Origin of the sequence: Actinacidiphila acididurans (assembly GCF_016918855.1) — a bacterium.
GTDB lineage: Bacteria > Actinomycetota > Actinomycetes > Streptomycetales > Streptomycetaceae > Actinacidiphila > Actinacidiphila acididurans.
In genome coordinates, this window is record NZ_JADKYB010000015.1 from 24,912 (window position 1) to 38,891 (window position 13,980).

At 70.1% G+C, this 13,980-nt stretch carries 17 protein-coding genes and 1 tRNA gene; 9 read left to right on the forward strand and 9 right to left on the reverse strand.

Annotated features, from left to right (window positions below):
* Window positions 1-87: 87 nt before the first annotated feature.
* On the reverse strand, window positions 88-1,029 hold the full coding sequence (locus tag ITX44_RS25840) for a nuclear transport factor 2 family protein (protein ID WP_205359789.1): 942 nt from the start codon (window positions 1,027-1,029) through the stop codon (window positions 88-90).
* Between the two features lie 52 nt (window positions 1,030-1,081).
* Complete coding sequence (locus ITX44_RS25845) at window positions 1,082-2,086, reverse strand: zinc-dependent alcohol dehydrogenase family protein (RefSeq protein WP_205359790.1); 1,005 nt, start codon at window positions 2,084-2,086, stop codon at window positions 1,082-1,084.
* Window positions 2,087-2,231: 145 nt separating this feature from the next.
* On the opposite strand from ITX44_RS25845, the gene ITX44_RS25850 reads away from it, so the two are divergent.
* Both ITX44_RS25850 and ITX44_RS25855 read left to right on the forward strand, forming a co-directional pair.
* The gene (locus ITX44_RS25850; protein ID WP_205359791.1) at window positions 2,232-2,810 is read left to right on the forward strand and encodes a CGNR zinc finger domain-containing protein; all 579 of its coding nucleotides are present in this window, start codon (window positions 2,232-2,234) and stop codon (window positions 2,808-2,810) included.
* A 49-nt stretch (window positions 2,811-2,859) separates the two neighbouring features.
* The gene (locus ITX44_RS25855) at window positions 2,860-3,354 is read left to right on the forward strand and encodes a hypothetical protein (RefSeq protein WP_205359792.1); all 495 of its coding nucleotides are present in this window, start codon (window positions 2,860-2,862) and stop codon (window positions 3,352-3,354) included.
* Between the two features lie 34 nt (window positions 3,355-3,388).
* Here ITX44_RS25855 and ITX44_RS25860 read toward each other — a convergent pair whose 3' ends face one another.
* A complete protein-coding gene (locus tag ITX44_RS25860; RefSeq protein WP_205359793.1) occupies window positions 3,389-3,751 on the reverse strand; it encodes a DoxX family protein in 363 nt (120 codons plus the stop codon).
* Complete coding sequence (locus tag ITX44_RS25865) at window positions 3,748-4,284, reverse strand: cupin domain-containing protein (protein ID WP_205359794.1); 537 nt, start codon at window positions 4,282-4,284, stop codon at window positions 3,748-3,750. The genes ITX44_RS25860 and ITX44_RS25865 overlap by 4 nt, the downstream gene beginning before the upstream one ends.
* An 80-nt stretch (window positions 4,285-4,364) precedes the next feature.
* Between ITX44_RS25865 and ITX44_RS25870 the strand changes: the two genes are divergently transcribed.
* Window positions 4,365-5,216, forward strand: a complete 852-nt coding sequence (locus tag ITX44_RS25870) for a LysR family transcriptional regulator (protein ID WP_205359795.1) — start codon at window positions 4,365-4,367, stop codon at window positions 5,214-5,216.
* Window positions 5,217-5,274: 58 nt separating this feature from the next.
* On the opposite strand, the gene ITX44_RS25875 is transcribed toward ITX44_RS25870, so the two are convergent.
* Complete coding sequence (locus ITX44_RS25875; protein ID WP_205359796.1) at window positions 5,275-6,012, reverse strand: maleylpyruvate isomerase family mycothiol-dependent enzyme; 738 nt, start codon at window positions 6,010-6,012, stop codon at window positions 5,275-5,277.
* Between the two features lie 191 nt (window positions 6,013-6,203).
* Between ITX44_RS25875 and ITX44_RS25880 the strand changes: the two genes are divergently transcribed.
* From ITX44_RS25880 to ITX44_RS25890, 3 genes are all read left to right on the forward strand, one after another.
* Window positions 6,204-6,283 (forward strand) — tRNA-Ser (locus ITX44_RS25880).
* Between the two features lie 108 nt (window positions 6,284-6,391).
* Complete coding sequence (locus ITX44_RS25885; protein WP_205359797.1) at window positions 6,392-6,622, forward strand: DNA-binding protein; 231 nt, start codon at window positions 6,392-6,394, stop codon at window positions 6,620-6,622.
* A gap of 44 nt (window positions 6,623-6,666) precedes the next feature.
* Complete coding sequence (locus tag ITX44_RS25890; protein ID WP_205359798.1) at window positions 6,667-7,191, forward strand: hypothetical protein; 525 nt, start codon at window positions 6,667-6,669, stop codon at window positions 7,189-7,191.
* A 4-nt stretch (window positions 7,192-7,195) separates the two neighbouring features.
* Here the strand turns inward: ITX44_RS25890 and ITX44_RS42770 are convergent, their stop codons facing one another.
* The 3 genes from ITX44_RS42770 to ITX44_RS25900 all read right to left on the reverse strand — a co-directional run bounded on the left by ITX44_RS42770 (window position 7,196) and on the right by ITX44_RS25900 (window position 8,700).
* Window positions 7,196-7,534 (reverse strand): hypothetical protein, encoded by a 339-nt coding sequence (locus ITX44_RS42770; protein WP_307795484.1) that lies wholly within the window; start codon window positions 7,532-7,534, stop codon window positions 7,196-7,198.
* A gap of 123 nt (window positions 7,535-7,657) precedes the next feature.
* Entirely contained in the window at window positions 7,658-7,834 is a 177-nt protein-coding gene (locus tag ITX44_RS42775; protein ID WP_307795485.1) for a hypothetical protein, read from the reverse strand.
* Between the two features lie 104 nt (window positions 7,835-7,938).
* Complete coding sequence (locus tag ITX44_RS25900) at window positions 7,939-8,700, reverse strand: helix-turn-helix domain-containing protein (protein WP_205359799.1); 762 nt, start codon at window positions 8,698-8,700, stop codon at window positions 7,939-7,941.
* A gap of 314 nt (window positions 8,701-9,014) precedes the next feature.
* Here ITX44_RS25900 and ITX44_RS25905 point away from each other — a divergent pair, with 314 nt between their 5' ends.
* The 3 genes from ITX44_RS25905 (at window position 9,015) to ITX44_RS25915 (ending at window position 11,993) form a co-directional block, all read left to right on the forward strand.
* Window positions 9,015-9,458, forward strand: a complete 444-nt coding sequence (locus ITX44_RS25905) for an ATP-binding protein (RefSeq protein WP_205359800.1) — start codon at window positions 9,015-9,017, stop codon at window positions 9,456-9,458.
* Window positions 9,455-9,628, forward strand: coding sequence for a helix-turn-helix domain-containing protein (locus tag ITX44_RS41460; protein WP_236061618.1), 174 nt, complete (start codon window positions 9,455-9,457; stop codon window positions 9,626-9,628). The genes ITX44_RS25905 and ITX44_RS41460 overlap by 4 nt, the downstream gene beginning before the upstream one ends.
* Before the next feature lie 1,429 nt (window positions 9,629-11,057).
* Window positions 11,058-11,993, forward strand: a complete 936-nt coding sequence (locus ITX44_RS25915; RefSeq protein WP_205359801.1) for a glycoside hydrolase family 2 protein — start codon at window positions 11,058-11,060, stop codon at window positions 11,991-11,993.
* Between the two features lie 87 nt (window positions 11,994-12,080).
* Here ITX44_RS25915 and ITX44_RS25920 read toward each other — a convergent pair whose 3' ends face one another.
* Window positions 12,081-13,769: a xylosidase gene (locus ITX44_RS25920; protein WP_236061621.1), complete on the reverse strand. Its 1,689-nt coding sequence runs from the start codon at window positions 13,767-13,769 to the stop codon at window positions 12,081-12,083.
* Window positions 13,770-13,980: the final 211 nt, after the last annotated feature.

Here is a 13,980-nt window from a genome sequence, read left to right on the forward strand (position 1 = left end):
GCAAACACCTACTTCCGCTCCGAAGTCCGGGTGCCGCTCGAACGCTTCGCGGCCGACGAGGGCGTCCTCGCCGGCCGCGAGGCGTCGTCAGAACATCGTGTTGGGGTTGGCCGCCGTGGCGGGGACGTCCTGCACGACGTCCCAGTGCTCGACGATCTTTCCGTCCCGGACCCGGAACGTTTCCGCCACGGCCTGGCCGCGGTCCGCGGGGGTCGCCTGATAGTGGTAGCGCACGGTGACGTAGTCGCCCTGTGCGATCCACATCCGGCTCGACACCCGGGCCCGGGGGTGGGCGGCCCGCTCGGCGTCGTAGGCGCTGCGCACCACGGCGGACCCGTCGGTGAGCCCGGGGTCGTGCTGGATCAGGCCGCCGGCCACGTACCGGTTGATCACGGACGGGTCGTGCCGCTCGTGGAGCCCGTCGAAGTACTTCTCGACGACCTGTTCGGTGCGCCCGGTCGAGGCGGTGGGATCGGGCATGTCGCCGCTCGGGGCGCTCAGCGTCGAGTAGAGGTCGTGCCCGCTGGCCGTGCTGCTCGGCACCGTCTGGATGACGTCCCAGTGCTCGGCGAGCTTGCCGTTCTCGACCCGGAAGGTGTCGACGATGTCCGCGTACGAGCGTCCGGGGGCCTGCTGGTAGTCGTTCATGATGCTGACGAGGTCGCCCTGGGCGACGACGCGCCAGAGCAGGTTGCGGGGCTGGGGGTCCTGGGCGCGCCGCCAGTCGATGTAGGCCCGCAGGCCTTCGGGGCCGTCGCCCAGCGTCGGGTTGTGCTGGACGTAGGTGGGGCTGACGTACTTGTCGATGACCGAGGAGTTGTTCGCGTACAGCAACTGCTCAAACATGTACACGACGAGGGCTTCGTTGACGGCGGTCGGGTCGGCGGCGGGGCGTGAGGCGTGCTCGGCCTGCGGGGAGGTCGCGGCGGGGGCGCCGGCTGCGGTTTTGGCGGAGGCGGGCAGCGACTGCGTGCCCAGCAGCAGGGCGGACGCGGTGATCGCGAGCAGCGCGATCTTGCCTGGACGCATGGTGGTACGGGCCTTTCTCGGGGTCGGTGAAGGCGTCAGGGGGCGTGCGGGCTCAAGCGGTCGGCCGGCCGGGGGTGAAGAGGATCTTTCCGGTACGTCCGGTGCGGCCGGCGTGTTCCAGGGCGGTCCGGAACTCCTCCAGGGGGTACGTGGCCTCCACCGCCGCGCTGATGGTGCCCTTTTCGGCCAGCTCGGCGAGTTCGGCGTAGACCTTCTCCAGGCGCTGGCGGGAGGCGGCCCGGATCCAGTTCAGGACGAAGAAGGAACGCAGCGAGATGCCGCGGTAGATGAGGTCCGGCAGCGGCAGGGCGGGCGACTGGCCGGAGACGGCCGCGAAGACCACCACGCTTCCGCCCGCCTCGACGGCGCCCACCAGCTCGCTGACCTGGGAGGAGTCACCGGTGCCGTCCAGCAGCAGGCGCAGTTGGTTCCCGCCGAGAGCCTGCTTGACCCGGTCGCCGAGGTTCTCGCCCTCGACCAGGACCAGATCGGCGCCCAACTGGCGTACCTGCTCGGCCGCTTCCTCCCGGCGGACCACGGCGAGGGTCTTCACGCCGGCCAGTCCGGCGAGCGTGATGACGTACTGGCCGACCGCGGAGTTGGCGAGGTTCAGCCCGATCCAGTCGCCGGGCTTGAGGGAAACGAAGTCGTTCAGCAGGGCGTATGCGGTCGCCGGGTTGACCGGCAGCATGGCGAGTTGCAGGGCGTCGCCCCGGTCGGACACCGGGATCACGCTGCGGGCGGGTACGACGGCGTGGTCGGTCCAGGTGCCGTGCTCGAAGGTCGGCAGGATCAGGACCCGCCGGCCGACGAGTTCCGGGTCGGCCGCCGGGCCGACCTGGACCACCCGGCCGACGCCTTCGGCGCCGAGTTCGCTCGGCACGCTCGGCTGGACCGCGAACCAGCCAGCCGCGAAGAGCATGTCGGCGTTGTTGATCGGGGCGGCCTCCACGGCGACGAGCAGGTCGTCACCGGCGAGCACCGGGTCGGGCCGGTCCACGAGCTCGACGGACTCGCCGAGGTCCTGGCCGACAGCAGTGAGGGTGAGCTGTCTCATGGGGGGCTCCTTGCATATGGGCACGTCAGTAGGCAGTGGAAGGAGGTAATGGACTATCGCCCTTCGGCGCTTACAGGTGTAGCACGCGACCACCCCATCGCGTAAGTGCCTTCTTTTTGAAGCCCCTGTCGATTACGCTGCAGCCATGGCCCGACGTGACGCACAGGACCCCGGGGCGCAGGACTCCGCGCCCCGGATCCCGGCTGCGGCCGCGGCGATCGTGGCCCTGCTCAACACCCGCCCGCACGCCACCCCGCAGTTCCCCGATACCCTCGCCGACCCCGAGAAGTCCGCCGCCGTCCTGCGCCCCTTCGGCCACCCCGACTGCGTCCCGCCCTCACCCGAGCGCATCGCCGCCGTCCGCGCCGTGCGCTCGACCCTGATGGACCTCGTCTCGGCCCCCTCCGAGCAGGCATGGGCAGCCCTGAACCAGCACGCCGCAACCGTGACCCTGCGCCAGGACTTCTCGGCCCCCGGCCGCGTACAGCTCCACCCACTGGACGGCGACCCGGTCCTCGGCGCCATCCTCCTCACCGTCGGCGGCCTGATCACCGACGGCCTGTGGCCCCGCCTCCGCATCTGCGCCGGCGAGACCTGTCACGGCGTCTTCTACGACCCCACCCGCAGCCGCAACCAGCGCTGGCACTCCTACGAAACCTGCGGCAACCGCGCCAACGTGGCCGCTTTCCGCTCCCGGAGGAGGGCGCCCGATTCCGTGGGCTGAGCCCGCCCGTGCCATGCCGTGGGCGGTGAACGGGTGTCAGGATGTGCGGGTGGCACGGACGGACGCGGAATTGTTGGCGTTGATGCGGGGGCTCGACGATCCGGAGTGGCTGGAGTGGCCGCGGGGATACGATCGCGTCGCGACCGGCGCTCTGTTCGGCAGGCTGGCGGTGCGGCTCGGGGGCGACTTCGGGGTTCGGTGCGAGACCGAGCAGGACACGCAGGACTCCAGCGAGTACGGGCGCGTCACCGTACCCGGGGAAGCAACCGTGTGCGGCACCCGGATCGTGGTTTGCATCAGCAAGTTCGGGTCGCTCGCGCTGGTGTGCGCCGACAATCCGGGAGCGTTTCTCGGTACTGCGGAGGCCCAGGCCGAGGGCGAACTGGACGCCGCCGATCTCGCCAGGGTCGACCGGGCGCTCGCCGACTTCGGGTACGTGGTCGTTCCCGAGGAACTGCTGGAAAGCGACTACGACGGGCCGAGCCGGCTGCCCGACCACCGCACGCGGCACAGTTGGTGGGACCGCTTCTTCGGCTTCTTCTGATGACCGCCGCGCAAGCGCGCAGCCCCCACCGGACTCACAGCCAGGTCGTCGCGAGCCACACGGTCACGGCCGCGGCGAGGAGGAGCGTGAGGTTGAGGGCGACCTGGCGGTCTCCGAGGGCCAAGTGGACCCGGATGGCGCCCAGTTGCAGGAGCACGAAGCCGGTGGCCGCGACGGGGGCCAGCCAGGGGGTGACGCCGGTCAGGGGCGGGAGGATCAGGCCGGTCGCGCCGAGGACTTCGATGACGCCGATGGCCCGGACAGCGGGCAGGGGCGTGGTGTCCACCCAGGCCATCATCGGGCGGAGTCGGTCGCGGCTGCGGGTGACTTTCAGCGCACCGCCGTAGAGGTAGAAGAGGGCGAGCAGGCCGGCGAGGAGCCAATAGGCGACGTTCACGACGTGCGCTCGGGGCTGGTGCGCTGTTCCGGCCCTCGGGCGAAGTCGGCGGCGGGCTCGGTGGCGTAATTGCGCATCGCCCGGATGGTGGCCTGGGGCGTCAGTTCCTGGCCGCCGGCGATCATGTCCTGAAGATCGCGGAAGTACTGCACGTACCGGTCCGGGGTGAACGTGCTGAGCATGACGGCCGGTTGGTCGGTCGGGTTGGCGAAGGTGTGCGGGGCTCCGGGCGGGACCATCACGAGGGTGCCGGCCGGGGCGTCGTAGTCCTGGTGGCCGACGGTGAACCGCACCGTGCCGGCGACGATGTAGAAACCCTCGTCGTGCTGGGCGTGGCGGTGCTGCGGCGGTCCGGGCGTGTGCGGCGCGAGGACGGACTCGATCAGGCCGAGGCGGTGCCCGGTGTGGCTGCCGTCCTCGAGGACACGCAATGTCGTGGTGCCCAGGAGAATCGTCTCGCCGTCGCCCGGGCCGACCACGGATACGGCGGGGTCGGCCCTCGGCGATTCGCTGACGTGCGGTTCATCGGTCATGGGTCGATTCCACGGCCGGGGCCCCGCGGCTGTCCAAGACCCGTTCCGCGACGCCGATACCGTACGGGTATCGTCGCAGCATGGAGCTACGTACGCTGCGCTATTTCGTGGCGGTCGCCGAGGAACTCCACTTCGGCCGGGCCGCCGTCCGGCTGCACATGAGCCAGCCGCCGCTGAGCCGGGCGATCAGGAATCTGGAGGCCGAACTCGGGGCCGCGTTGTTCGACCGCTCCCCCGCCGGTGTCGCGCTCACCCCGGTGGGCGCCGTACTGCTGGAGGAGGCGCGCGCCCTGCTCGACCAGGCCGACCGGGCCCGCGTACGGGTGGCGGCGGAGGCCGGCACCGCGACCGTCACCGTCGGCTTCCTGGGCGACAGCACCGACCCGGGCGCGACCCGGCTGGCCCGCGCCTACCGCCGGCGGCACCCGCACGTCGAGGTCCGCATCCGCGAGACCGACCTGACCGATCCCACCTGCGGCCTGCGGGCCGGGCTGGTCGACGTCGCCCTGACCCGCGGACCGTTCGACACCGCGGGCCTGACCGTGCAGGAGCTGCGCGCCGACCCGGTGGGAGCGCTGCTGCGCGCCGACGATCCGCTGACCCACCGCTCTGACCTGCGGCTTGCCGACCTGGCCGACCGCCGCTGGTTCCGGTTCCCGGAGGGCACCGACCCGCACTGGCAGTCGTACTGGAACGGCGGCGAGCCCCGCGAGGGCCCGGTCGTGCGCGCCGTCCAGGAATGCCGGCAGGCCGTCCTCTGGAACGGCACGGTCGGCATGACGCTCGCGGACCACCGGCCGGGCGACGGGCTCGCCGTCGTGCCCCTGACCGACATGCCGCCGAGCCGCGTGGTGGCGGCGTGGCGGGAGGGCGACACGAATCCGCTGATCCGCTCCTTCGTCCGGCTCGCGACAGCCGCGTACCGCAACTGATCACGCGGCGGCCACGCGGCCCCTGCCCGGCGGGGCGCCCGGGTGGGAGTCGTCGTGATCAGTAGAGGACGGGTGGCTCGGGGAGCTCCGCGTGGTCCTCCGTCGTGAGGTCGTTGCCCGGGGAGCGTCCCATCAGCCAGCTCAGGAGCGAGCTTTCCGCGCCGTGGATCTCCGGCACCGGCGGCGTACCGCCGATGTCGTACCGGGTATCGGTGTCGGTGGCGTGCAACCGCATGGGAGGGGCGTCGTCACGTGCGCCGAACGACGCGACGACCCGGCCGAGCATGTCGTGAACGAAGTGGGGCGGCCACTGCGCGGGGGTGTAGCCGGCGTCCAAGTCGACGTGGTGGACGAGCACTTCGGTCAGCCTGGAATCGGCCGCCCGTGCCGCGGGACGCTCCTGACCCCGAGTCCAGCGAACCGTCCGGTCCCACGCCGCGGTCGTCATGCGCCGGTACTCCGCGGCGAACTCGGCAGCGCTCTCCCGCAGATCGGCCACGAGTGCGTCGGCGCTGCGGCCGGCCCCGTTCTCGATCTCCTCGTCCCGCGCGGCCAGGCTCGGATACTCCGCTGTCTCCACGCCGGTGCGGGCCCAGAGGAGCAGTCGACGGCCACCGTCGGCGTTGCGGGCCACGTGGGTCAGGACGTGGCCGCGCGACCAGTTCGGCAGAAGCGACGGCGCGCGTACGTCGCTGTCGGTGAACCGGGACGCGGTCCACAGCAGGTGCTCTGTGGCGGCATCGATCTGTTCCAGCACGGCGGCCGGGTCGAAGCCGGCGTGGTCGTCAGTTGTCACGCTGCCGCCTCTCCCCCTCGAACACCCGGGACCCGGGCACCCTTCCCGCCAACATAGCCGAGACCGTCACTTTCCTCGCCGGCCTCAATAAACGCGCTGCCGCTCAAGAGTGGGGATGACCTGACGGCAACGAGCGCAAGGACCGAACCCGTAACCGGTTGACCCGCTCGGCACCCCAGGCAATGATCGCAGCGGCGACGAGTGAGCTCTGCGGAGGAGCGCCCGGCTCGAATCCCGGGTGGACGCAGGTTCCAATCCTGCCCTCGCCGCCGCTTCACGTCTGCCGGTGCGCGTCGCGTGGGACAGCTGAGAAGGGACGCTCGCCTTGGATGGGGAAAAGAGGGGAAACCCCTCACGGCGGCATAGTGATGTTCTCGATGTGAGTGACGCCGCCTGGATGTCCGAGTCCGAAGCGGCGCGGCAACTCGGCGTCTCCGTCCTCCGCATCGGCGCGCTGGTTTCCTGTGACCACCTGACATTGGCCAAGAACCCGGCCGGACACGTAGGAATCACGGCCGCCAGCGTTCGAACCGAGAAGCACTGGAAACAGACGGCGTCCCGCAAGGCGAAGCTCATCCGCCTGCTGAAGGACATGATGACCTTTGTCTGAGCCAGGCGTTTGCGGATGACGCCCCAGTCTGCGAAGGTCCGGGCGTGGCCGTACTCCTGGGAGACAAGCAGAGGTTCGCCGCCGAGGTCGGGGAGTGGGACCAGGCGCTGTGCCGGGTGGACCTGTGGGCGGCGGGGAAGTGGCTGACCTGCGACGACAACATGGCCTTCGGCCCGCAGTTCCGCCGTGACGTACGGGATACGGCCGCCTGGCTGCGGTCCGGCCAGGCCTCCGCGCCGCCCTTCCCCGGCTTGTCCCCGCAGGCCACGCACCGCCGTCTCATGCTCCGGGCCGGAACGGACGACGAAACCGAGGCCGAGTTCGAGTTCCGGAGCCGGTTCCGGGTCCTTGACTGGGGCCCCACGACCGACAACGTGACGGCACACCTCTTCCGCGACGGGGATCATCTGGCGATCACCCTTCAGTTCTGGCGCGACGCACACTTGGCCAAGCACCCCGAGGACGCGGGCGAGGTCTTCCTGGCGACCCTCCCGACCAGGGAGTTCGTCGCAACCCTCGAAGACCTCGTGGCCGCACTCGATCGGGGTCCCGAGCCGGGGCCTGAGTAAGCGGTCAAGGGTGCGCTTGCCCATCGCGTGCGCCACCGTAAGGCGCATCCTGCTCGGCCACTGACGCGCCTATCGGAAGGCCCCTCGACCACAGTTCCTCGGCATGCTCCGCGAAACGGTCGAACATGCCGCCTTCCGCCGACTTCCGCAGATGCAGCAGGGGCGAGTCGTGGCCCACGACGCGCGCGAGGTGCGGGGTGACGAGCGCCTCGCGGTCGAACCTGAACACGGACAGCGACACGTGGTTGGCCGCGTCGTCCGGCGCAGAGAAGCGAGTTTCCAGCCCCTCGTGCCGACCGATTTTGGCCAGGTGTTCCAGGATGATCCGAATGCGGGTGGACACGCTGAGCGCCACATCCTCGACACGCTCACGATGGCGCGTCACTTCGCCGTCCGGGTCTCCCAGCAAAAAGCGGACATGGCATCCCGCATCGAGCTTTCGGCGCAGCGTCGACGCGAATTGAGGCTAGTCCAGCCACACGAAGTAATTCGTGTATCCGGCGAAGAAGATCTCGTGGTCAGCTTTGCCGATCGACTCCCCCCACGCAGTCGACGGGCAAGCCGACCGGTACGGGTACGAGTGCACGATCTCCAGGTCGCCACCCGCCTTCACACGGCTCGTGATCGCTTTCGGCCACAGCATCTCTTGGTCAACTCCCAGCACGGAGGATACGTCCCATTGTGTCACCTCGATCGGGCACCGTCGGCGGCAGGTCAGCACGCCGGCGAGGAATCGGGATCGGCCGGCTACTCCGGTCGTTTGCCGTACTTGGCGAGGGTGGCCTTATTGGTGGAGGCGTCCTGGAAAACGATCTCCCAAGGGCCGGTGTTGATGTCCATCTCCTTCCCGAAACCAATCCACTTCCCGGCCATCCGGCGACCCGTCGGCTCGACGAGCATCTGAATGGCGCCGTGGTAGCGGGCACCCCGGTAGTAGCTTTCCTCGGCCGTCTGTTCCACCCAGGTCCCGGTGATGACATTGCCGTCCACCGTCAGATCCATGGTGAGCTGGGAATCGGCCGAGCCGGGAAGGCTGCGGACCGTCAGGCGGCTTCCGTGCTGGAGAACGACGACGTAGTGAAGCTGCGTGAAGGTGTCCTCGCGGCCGCTCGAGAAGTACTCGTAACGGCTGAGCCAGACACCGGAGTGGTTGCCGTGCGCTGCGGGCTGCGCCGTCCTCGTTCCCGCGGGTGGAGCGACGCCCTGGGGTCCGTGCTCGAGATCGTGTCCCCCGTGCCCGTCGCCGGACACGCGCGCCTCGGGAACCGGCACCCCGAAGCCCAGTGACTCTATGGGCAGTCCCGTCACCGCTTCCAAGGCGCGGGCGTACACCGGGCGCGGGGCCGCTGTCGTACCGCTCTCCCAGCGCTGCACGAGCCTCTTGTTGGCGTCATTGGGCACTCCAGCGCGCTCGCCGGCCACTCTGATGGCCCGTGCGAAGTCGTCCTGTGACATGAGCAGGCCCATGCGGACGGCGCGAAGCGTGCTGTTCGGTGCGGGTTCGGTCATGCGTTCACCGTAGCCTTCCGGCGCCAGCAATGACACCTGAATGACGCCTTTCGCGACGCCGCAATGTCGCCCCCAATGTCGTCGCGCGAGGCGTCATTCCGGCGTCATCGTTCTGTCGTGCCCAGTTTCCACCATGGGCTCGGCCCGAACAAGGAGACCCCGGCGACCGTCCGACCGGCCGGCCCGGGGGGGGTGGCCCAACGCCGCGAAGGAGCACCGACAGTGCACGACCGCTTCATCCGACTGCTGCTCAAGAAGACTGGGTTAGCCCGGTTGCGGCATGGCCCGGTGCCATCACCGGGGGTGCGACGCTGATGCTGCCCGTGCCCAAAGCGCCCACCGGGCCGCATATCGTGGCCCGCCGATGGACCCAGCACCCGGACAACGTCCGAAGGGCCAGGGACGAGCTGAGGCTCCACCTGCTCAAGTGGCGGGTGCCCGTTGACGTGTCCGACTCCGCGGTATTGGTGCTCTCGGAACTTCTTACGAACTCCTTGCGCCACGCGGTAGACCCGGAAGGACACCACATCGAAACCCGGTTCGAGCGCCGCAGGAACGGTGTGCGGATCGAAGTTCACGACGCCAGCGAGGGGAATCCGCAACTCCGCGAGGCGTCGCCGGAAGAGGATTCCGGACGCGGCCTCACCCTGGTGCATGTGCTGACCGGCGGCCAATGGGGCGTCAGCAGCCGGGAGGGCATCGGGAAACTCGTTTGGGCCGAATGTCTGCCCGAAAATGACGAGAGGGCGCCACGGTGAGTACCCCGGAAAAGGGCAAGGTCTCCCGCAAGCGGCAGCGCCCCCGCAGGTTGCACCACGAACCGGAGGCGGTCACCTACGCACGGAAAAAGGCCGGCCTGACCAAACGTGCCCTCGCCGGGCTGGTAGGAATTTCCGAGCAGCTCATGAACGAGATCGAATCCGGCTGACGCAGCGCCACCCCGCCCAACCTCGCCAAGATCGCCGAAGTCCTCAACTGCCCCGTGGTGTTCCTGGAACGAAAGCACATCGACACCACAGGCGTACGGAACTGACGCACCCCGACGGCTGCCGTCTCCGGGCAAGGGCAGCGCAATGCCCCGTACCGGCCCGCCCTGGTCAGGCGAGGCCGGTACGGGTCCGGCACCGATGAGGCTGCCCAAGCCGGTGCGACACCTGACCTCTGGTGCTTCCGCCTGCGTGGGGTGGCCAATGATGGCGGCAGCGGCAGCTCGGCCGGGACCGGCTCGGGGGTCGCGTGGTGACCGGCGCCCATCGGAGCGTCCGGGTGCCGCTCGGCCCGGCTGAGCACGGGTGACTGCGCGCGACTGGTCGGCCGCCGACCCGAGGATGCCTGCTCGGTGGCGGGGCAGTGCGCAGTCAACCCGGGATGCGCCGAGTGCCGATCACGACAAGGCAGGACCGTGTGATGGCCGGTGGACGGTGACGGCACGTGCCGCGTGACCCACGGTTCCGAGCCGTCCCTGCCCCGAGCAGCGCCGAGAACAACGCACCCCCGCAGGAACCCGCACCCACGCCGTCGCCACGGGACGAACCCGCACCGGAAACCACCACCCCAGGAACAGCCCCGCCCCAGGGCACCACCCCCGCAGGGGAACCCGCACCCAAGGCACCCCGCGGGAAGGGCCCGCACCCGAATGCAACGCTCCCTCACAGAAGCCCGCGCCCAGGCCGCCTCCGGAACAAACCCGCACCGAAAGCCGCCGTCCCCTGGAAGAACCCGGGCCCAAGGCGCCGCACCCGCAGGGAAACCGCACCCGATGTCCCCCGGGGAAGAACCCGCGCCCCGGACCTCCGCCCCAAGCCACCGCCCTCCCGAGGAAGAACCCGCGCCCTCGGAGGACCTGAACCCAGCGCCCCCCACCCCCGGAGGGACCCGCACTCCCGGAGGAGCGCGCACAACGCACACCCCTCAAGCAGCACCACCCCGACCCGCACCCAACGCACCGCCACCCGGAGGAGCCGCACCACCCCCAACCCGCACCGAGGGCCACGCACACCAAGAAAGAACCCGCACCCTCGGAAGACCCGAACCCAACCGCACCCACCCCCGGAGGGACCCGCACTCCCGGAGGAACCGCCCGAAAAACACGGGGCCGGTCTTGAAGTGGGAGCCGGTGGGCGGGAAGATTTGGCAACGTTGTCAGAGACTATGGCAACGTTGTCAGAAGCAGAGCCGATCTCCCGCGAACCCCCGGAAAGAGAGCTGCGTCGATGCCCGACAACCCGGCCCACCCAGCAGGAGCGCCACGAGGCCCGCGCGCGTACTCCGGAGGCCCGTACTCCGGAGGAGCCCTGCTGCCGCCGGGGCCGGAGACGAACGCGGGCGAACCGGGAGGAGCCGGGGAGGAGCTGGTCGTGTCGTTGCGGGCGCGCCCCGACACGTACCGGGCGGCGGTCGAGACCCGGCTCGGCGCGACGAGTTCGGCGGCGGACTTCCGGCGCAAGGCCCAGTTCGTGGACTACGACGGCCTGCGCGCGGCCTGCGAGTCCTGGCGCGCCGACCACCCCGGCCGGCCGTACGGCCACCGCCGCGACCTCGGCCTCAACCCGCGTCCGCACACCGACGACCCCACCCCCCGCCTCCTCCCCCTCGAAGGCGGCTACTACGGCGCCCGCAAAGGCAGCGAGCCCCTCCACGTCCAGGCCGGTCAGCACGACGGGAAGGTGCTGGTGGTCAACGACACGGAGTTCACGGTGCCGGGCGCGACCGTGACCGCGCGGCTGTACGCGCTGGGCGGCCGGCCGCTGGCGGACGAGGTGACCGCCCGCCTGGACCTGGCCGGGCAGGCGATCACCGAGGTGACGACCGTGACCTTCGCCCGGGAACTGCCGGCCGCCCATCTGCTGCGGCTCACCCTGACCGACGCCACCGGCCGGGTGCGCTCGGTCAACGACTACCTGCGCTGCCGTACCCCGATGGACCTGCGCTCCGTCAACGGCCTGCCCTTCGTACGGCTGGAGGTACGGGCCACCCGGGCGCAGGGCCCCGCGATCACCGCCACCGTACGCAACACCGGTACGTCACCGGCCGCGATGGTACGGCTGGCCCTGCTGGACGAAGCGGGCGAGGAGCGTCCGGCGGTCGCCGACGACAACTACCTGTGGCTGCTGCCGGGCGAGGAGCGGGACGTCACGCTGACCCCCGCGGAAGGCCGCGCCGAAAGTCACGCGGAAGGCCCGGCCACAGGCTCGGCCGGACGGAACAGGCTCTCCGTGGCGGCGCGGGCGTACAACGCCCCGCGGGTGTGCTGCGGGACGGACGCCGTGCCGGTGGGGTGCGCCGCCAGGTAACTCCCCACCGGCACGGACGACTTCGGCCGGTTCGGCCAGCTCAGCAGCGCACCGGATCGGCGGTGCGGCTCAGCCGGGTCCGCCGGCTCAGTCCGTGATGAGGTCGAACTGCTCCCACGTGCCGATCGTCGCGCGGTTCGCGATCAGCGCGGACGCGCCCGCGTTGTCCGCGGTCACGTACTGGTTGTTGGCCAGGGAGAGCAGGCTGACCGTGCCGTTGCTGTTGTGGACGAGCGTGAAGCTCTCCCACGGGCCGATGGCGGTACGGTTCGCGATCAGCGGCGAGGCGCCGGCGTTGTCGGCGCAGACGATCTGGCCGTTGGCGTGGGCGCGCAGCGCGATGTTGCCGCCGCCCGCGTCGAGCTGGTCGAACTGCTCCCAGCCGCCGATGGCGGTGCGGTTGGCGATGAGCGGGGAGGCACCGGCGTTGTCGGCGGTGACGTACTGGCTGTTGGCGCGGGCGCGCAGGCTGATCACCGTGCCGCTCGGCGGCGGGGTGCTGCTGCCGACGACCGGCTGGGTGGGCCGTGTGGCGGTCAGCGCGATCTGGCCCTTGAGCATGCGGCCGCCGTCGCCGGTCAGCCGCAGGTAGTAGTCCGAGGAGCAGGCCGTACCGTCCTCGTCGAGGGCCCGGAAGCCCGAACCGGCCGGCACCTGGGAGGCGTTCTCGGCGGTCTTGGCGATCTGATTGCCCTCGTTGTACTCGTCGAACATCGAGATGTAGATGCCCTGCACCCCGGCCCGGCACATGTTGTAGAACTGCCGCCACATGAAGTCGCCGTGCGCCCGCTGGCCGGGTACGGAGACGTCGCCGGGGAGCACGCACGGCTGGTAGTCGACGCCGTGGGAGCTGCAGTCGGCCTCGTCGCCGACGGTGTACGTGTTGTACGCGTTGTCGGAGTCGCCGACGTTGCCGATCGCGCCGACCATCCACGGCGAGAGCATGTTGAACGCGTGGTAGACGTCAATGAAGCCGGTACGGGTGCCGGACCCGCCGGTGCGCCATTCGCGGGGCACGCCGCCGATGACGTAACAGCCCTGGCCCTTGAACCAGTTGATGACGTCCAGGCAGGCGTCCGCGGTGAAGGGGTGGTTGTTGTCGTTGAAGCCGAAGCCCCAGATGCACACCACCGGCTTGCCGTTCTGCCGGGCGTAGGCGGACGACGCGGTGTGGGTGGCCATCTTGTTGGTCCAGTCCGCCTTGATGTCGGACTGCATCGACGTCCAGCCGGATACGTCGTACATGATGTAGAACTTCACGCCCTGCTTTTCGGCGGCGCTGCGCACCTTGCCCGCCATGGCATCGCGCGTCGGGCCCTCGCCGCCGGTCGGGTTGAACCGCTGGAGCGCCGCCGTGTCGATGTTGTTCTGCTTCATCCACAGGAACTGCGTGTCCACCGTCTGCTGGTCGTACGACGAGTAGAGGGTGGCCGGGCCGCCGCCGTTGAGGTTGGAGAACCCGGTCTGGTAGCCCTTGCTGTACTCCCGCATGTCCGGCCAGGCCTTGATGCCGTTGTTGGACGGGGAGGGTGCCTGGCCCCAGTTCTGGGCCCAGTGCCACCAGCCGTTGATGGGGGCACCGTCGCCGGCGCAGGCGAACCAGCCCTGGTAGCCGACGGTGATCTTGCCGACGACGTCACCGGGCGCGCTGGCCGCGGGTGAGGCGACGGCGGGGGATGCTGCGGCGGTCCGGGCGTCGAGGCCGATTGCGGCCAGTCCGGCGGCCGCCGTACCGCCCGCGGCCGTGCTGAGGAAAGTGCGACGTGACAGGCCCATGGCGAACTCCGGGATGCTTGCGGTGGGGGGTGGGTGCGCCCATGGACGGCGCGCACCCGGCGCTGAGCACTCCGCCGGAACGGGTTCCGGCTACGCCCTGGATTCAACTGCTGAAACAAACGTCACGTCAAGTGTGATGACACGATGGGCAATTGTTCCCGGAGAGTGGTGATTTCACCCGGTCTCGGGGGTGTTGGGCCGTGTAACAAGC

Bases quoted from the DNA above. Each gene is read 5' to 3' on its own strand.
- ITX44_RS25840 (WP_205359789.1), bottom strand. From the start codon at position 1,029: ATGCGTCCAGGCAAGATCGCGCTGCTCGCGATCACCGCGTCCGCCCTG.
- ITX44_RS25845 (WP_205359790.1), bottom strand. From the start codon at position 2,086: ATGAGACAGCTCACCCTCACTGCTGTCGGCCAGGACCTCGGCGAGTCC.
- ITX44_RS25850 (WP_205359791.1), top strand. From the start codon at position 2,232: ATGGCCCGACGTGACGCACAGGACCCCGGGGCGCAGGACTCCGCGCCC.
- ITX44_RS25865 (WP_205359794.1), bottom strand. From the start codon at position 4,284: ATGACCGATGAACCGCACGTCAGCGAATCGCCGAGGGCCGACCCCGCC.
- ITX44_RS25870 (WP_205359795.1), top strand. From the start codon at position 4,365: ATGGAGCTACGTACGCTGCGCTATTTCGTGGCGGTCGCCGAGGAACTC.
- ITX44_RS42775 (WP_307795485.1), bottom strand. From the start codon at position 7,834: ATGCTGTGGCCGAAAGCGATCACGAGCCGTGTGAAGGCGGGTGGCGAC.
- ITX44_RS25900 (WP_205359799.1), bottom strand. From the start codon at position 8,700: ATGACCGAACCCGCACCGAACAGCACGCTTCGCGCCGTCCGCATGGGC.
- ITX44_RS25905 (WP_205359800.1), top strand. From the start codon at position 9,015: ATGCTGCCCGTGCCCAAAGCGCCCACCGGGCCGCATATCGTGGCCCGC.
- ITX44_RS25920 (WP_236061621.1), bottom strand. From the start codon at position 13,769: ATGGGCCTGTCACGTCGCACTTTCCTCAGCACGGCCGCGGGCGGTACG.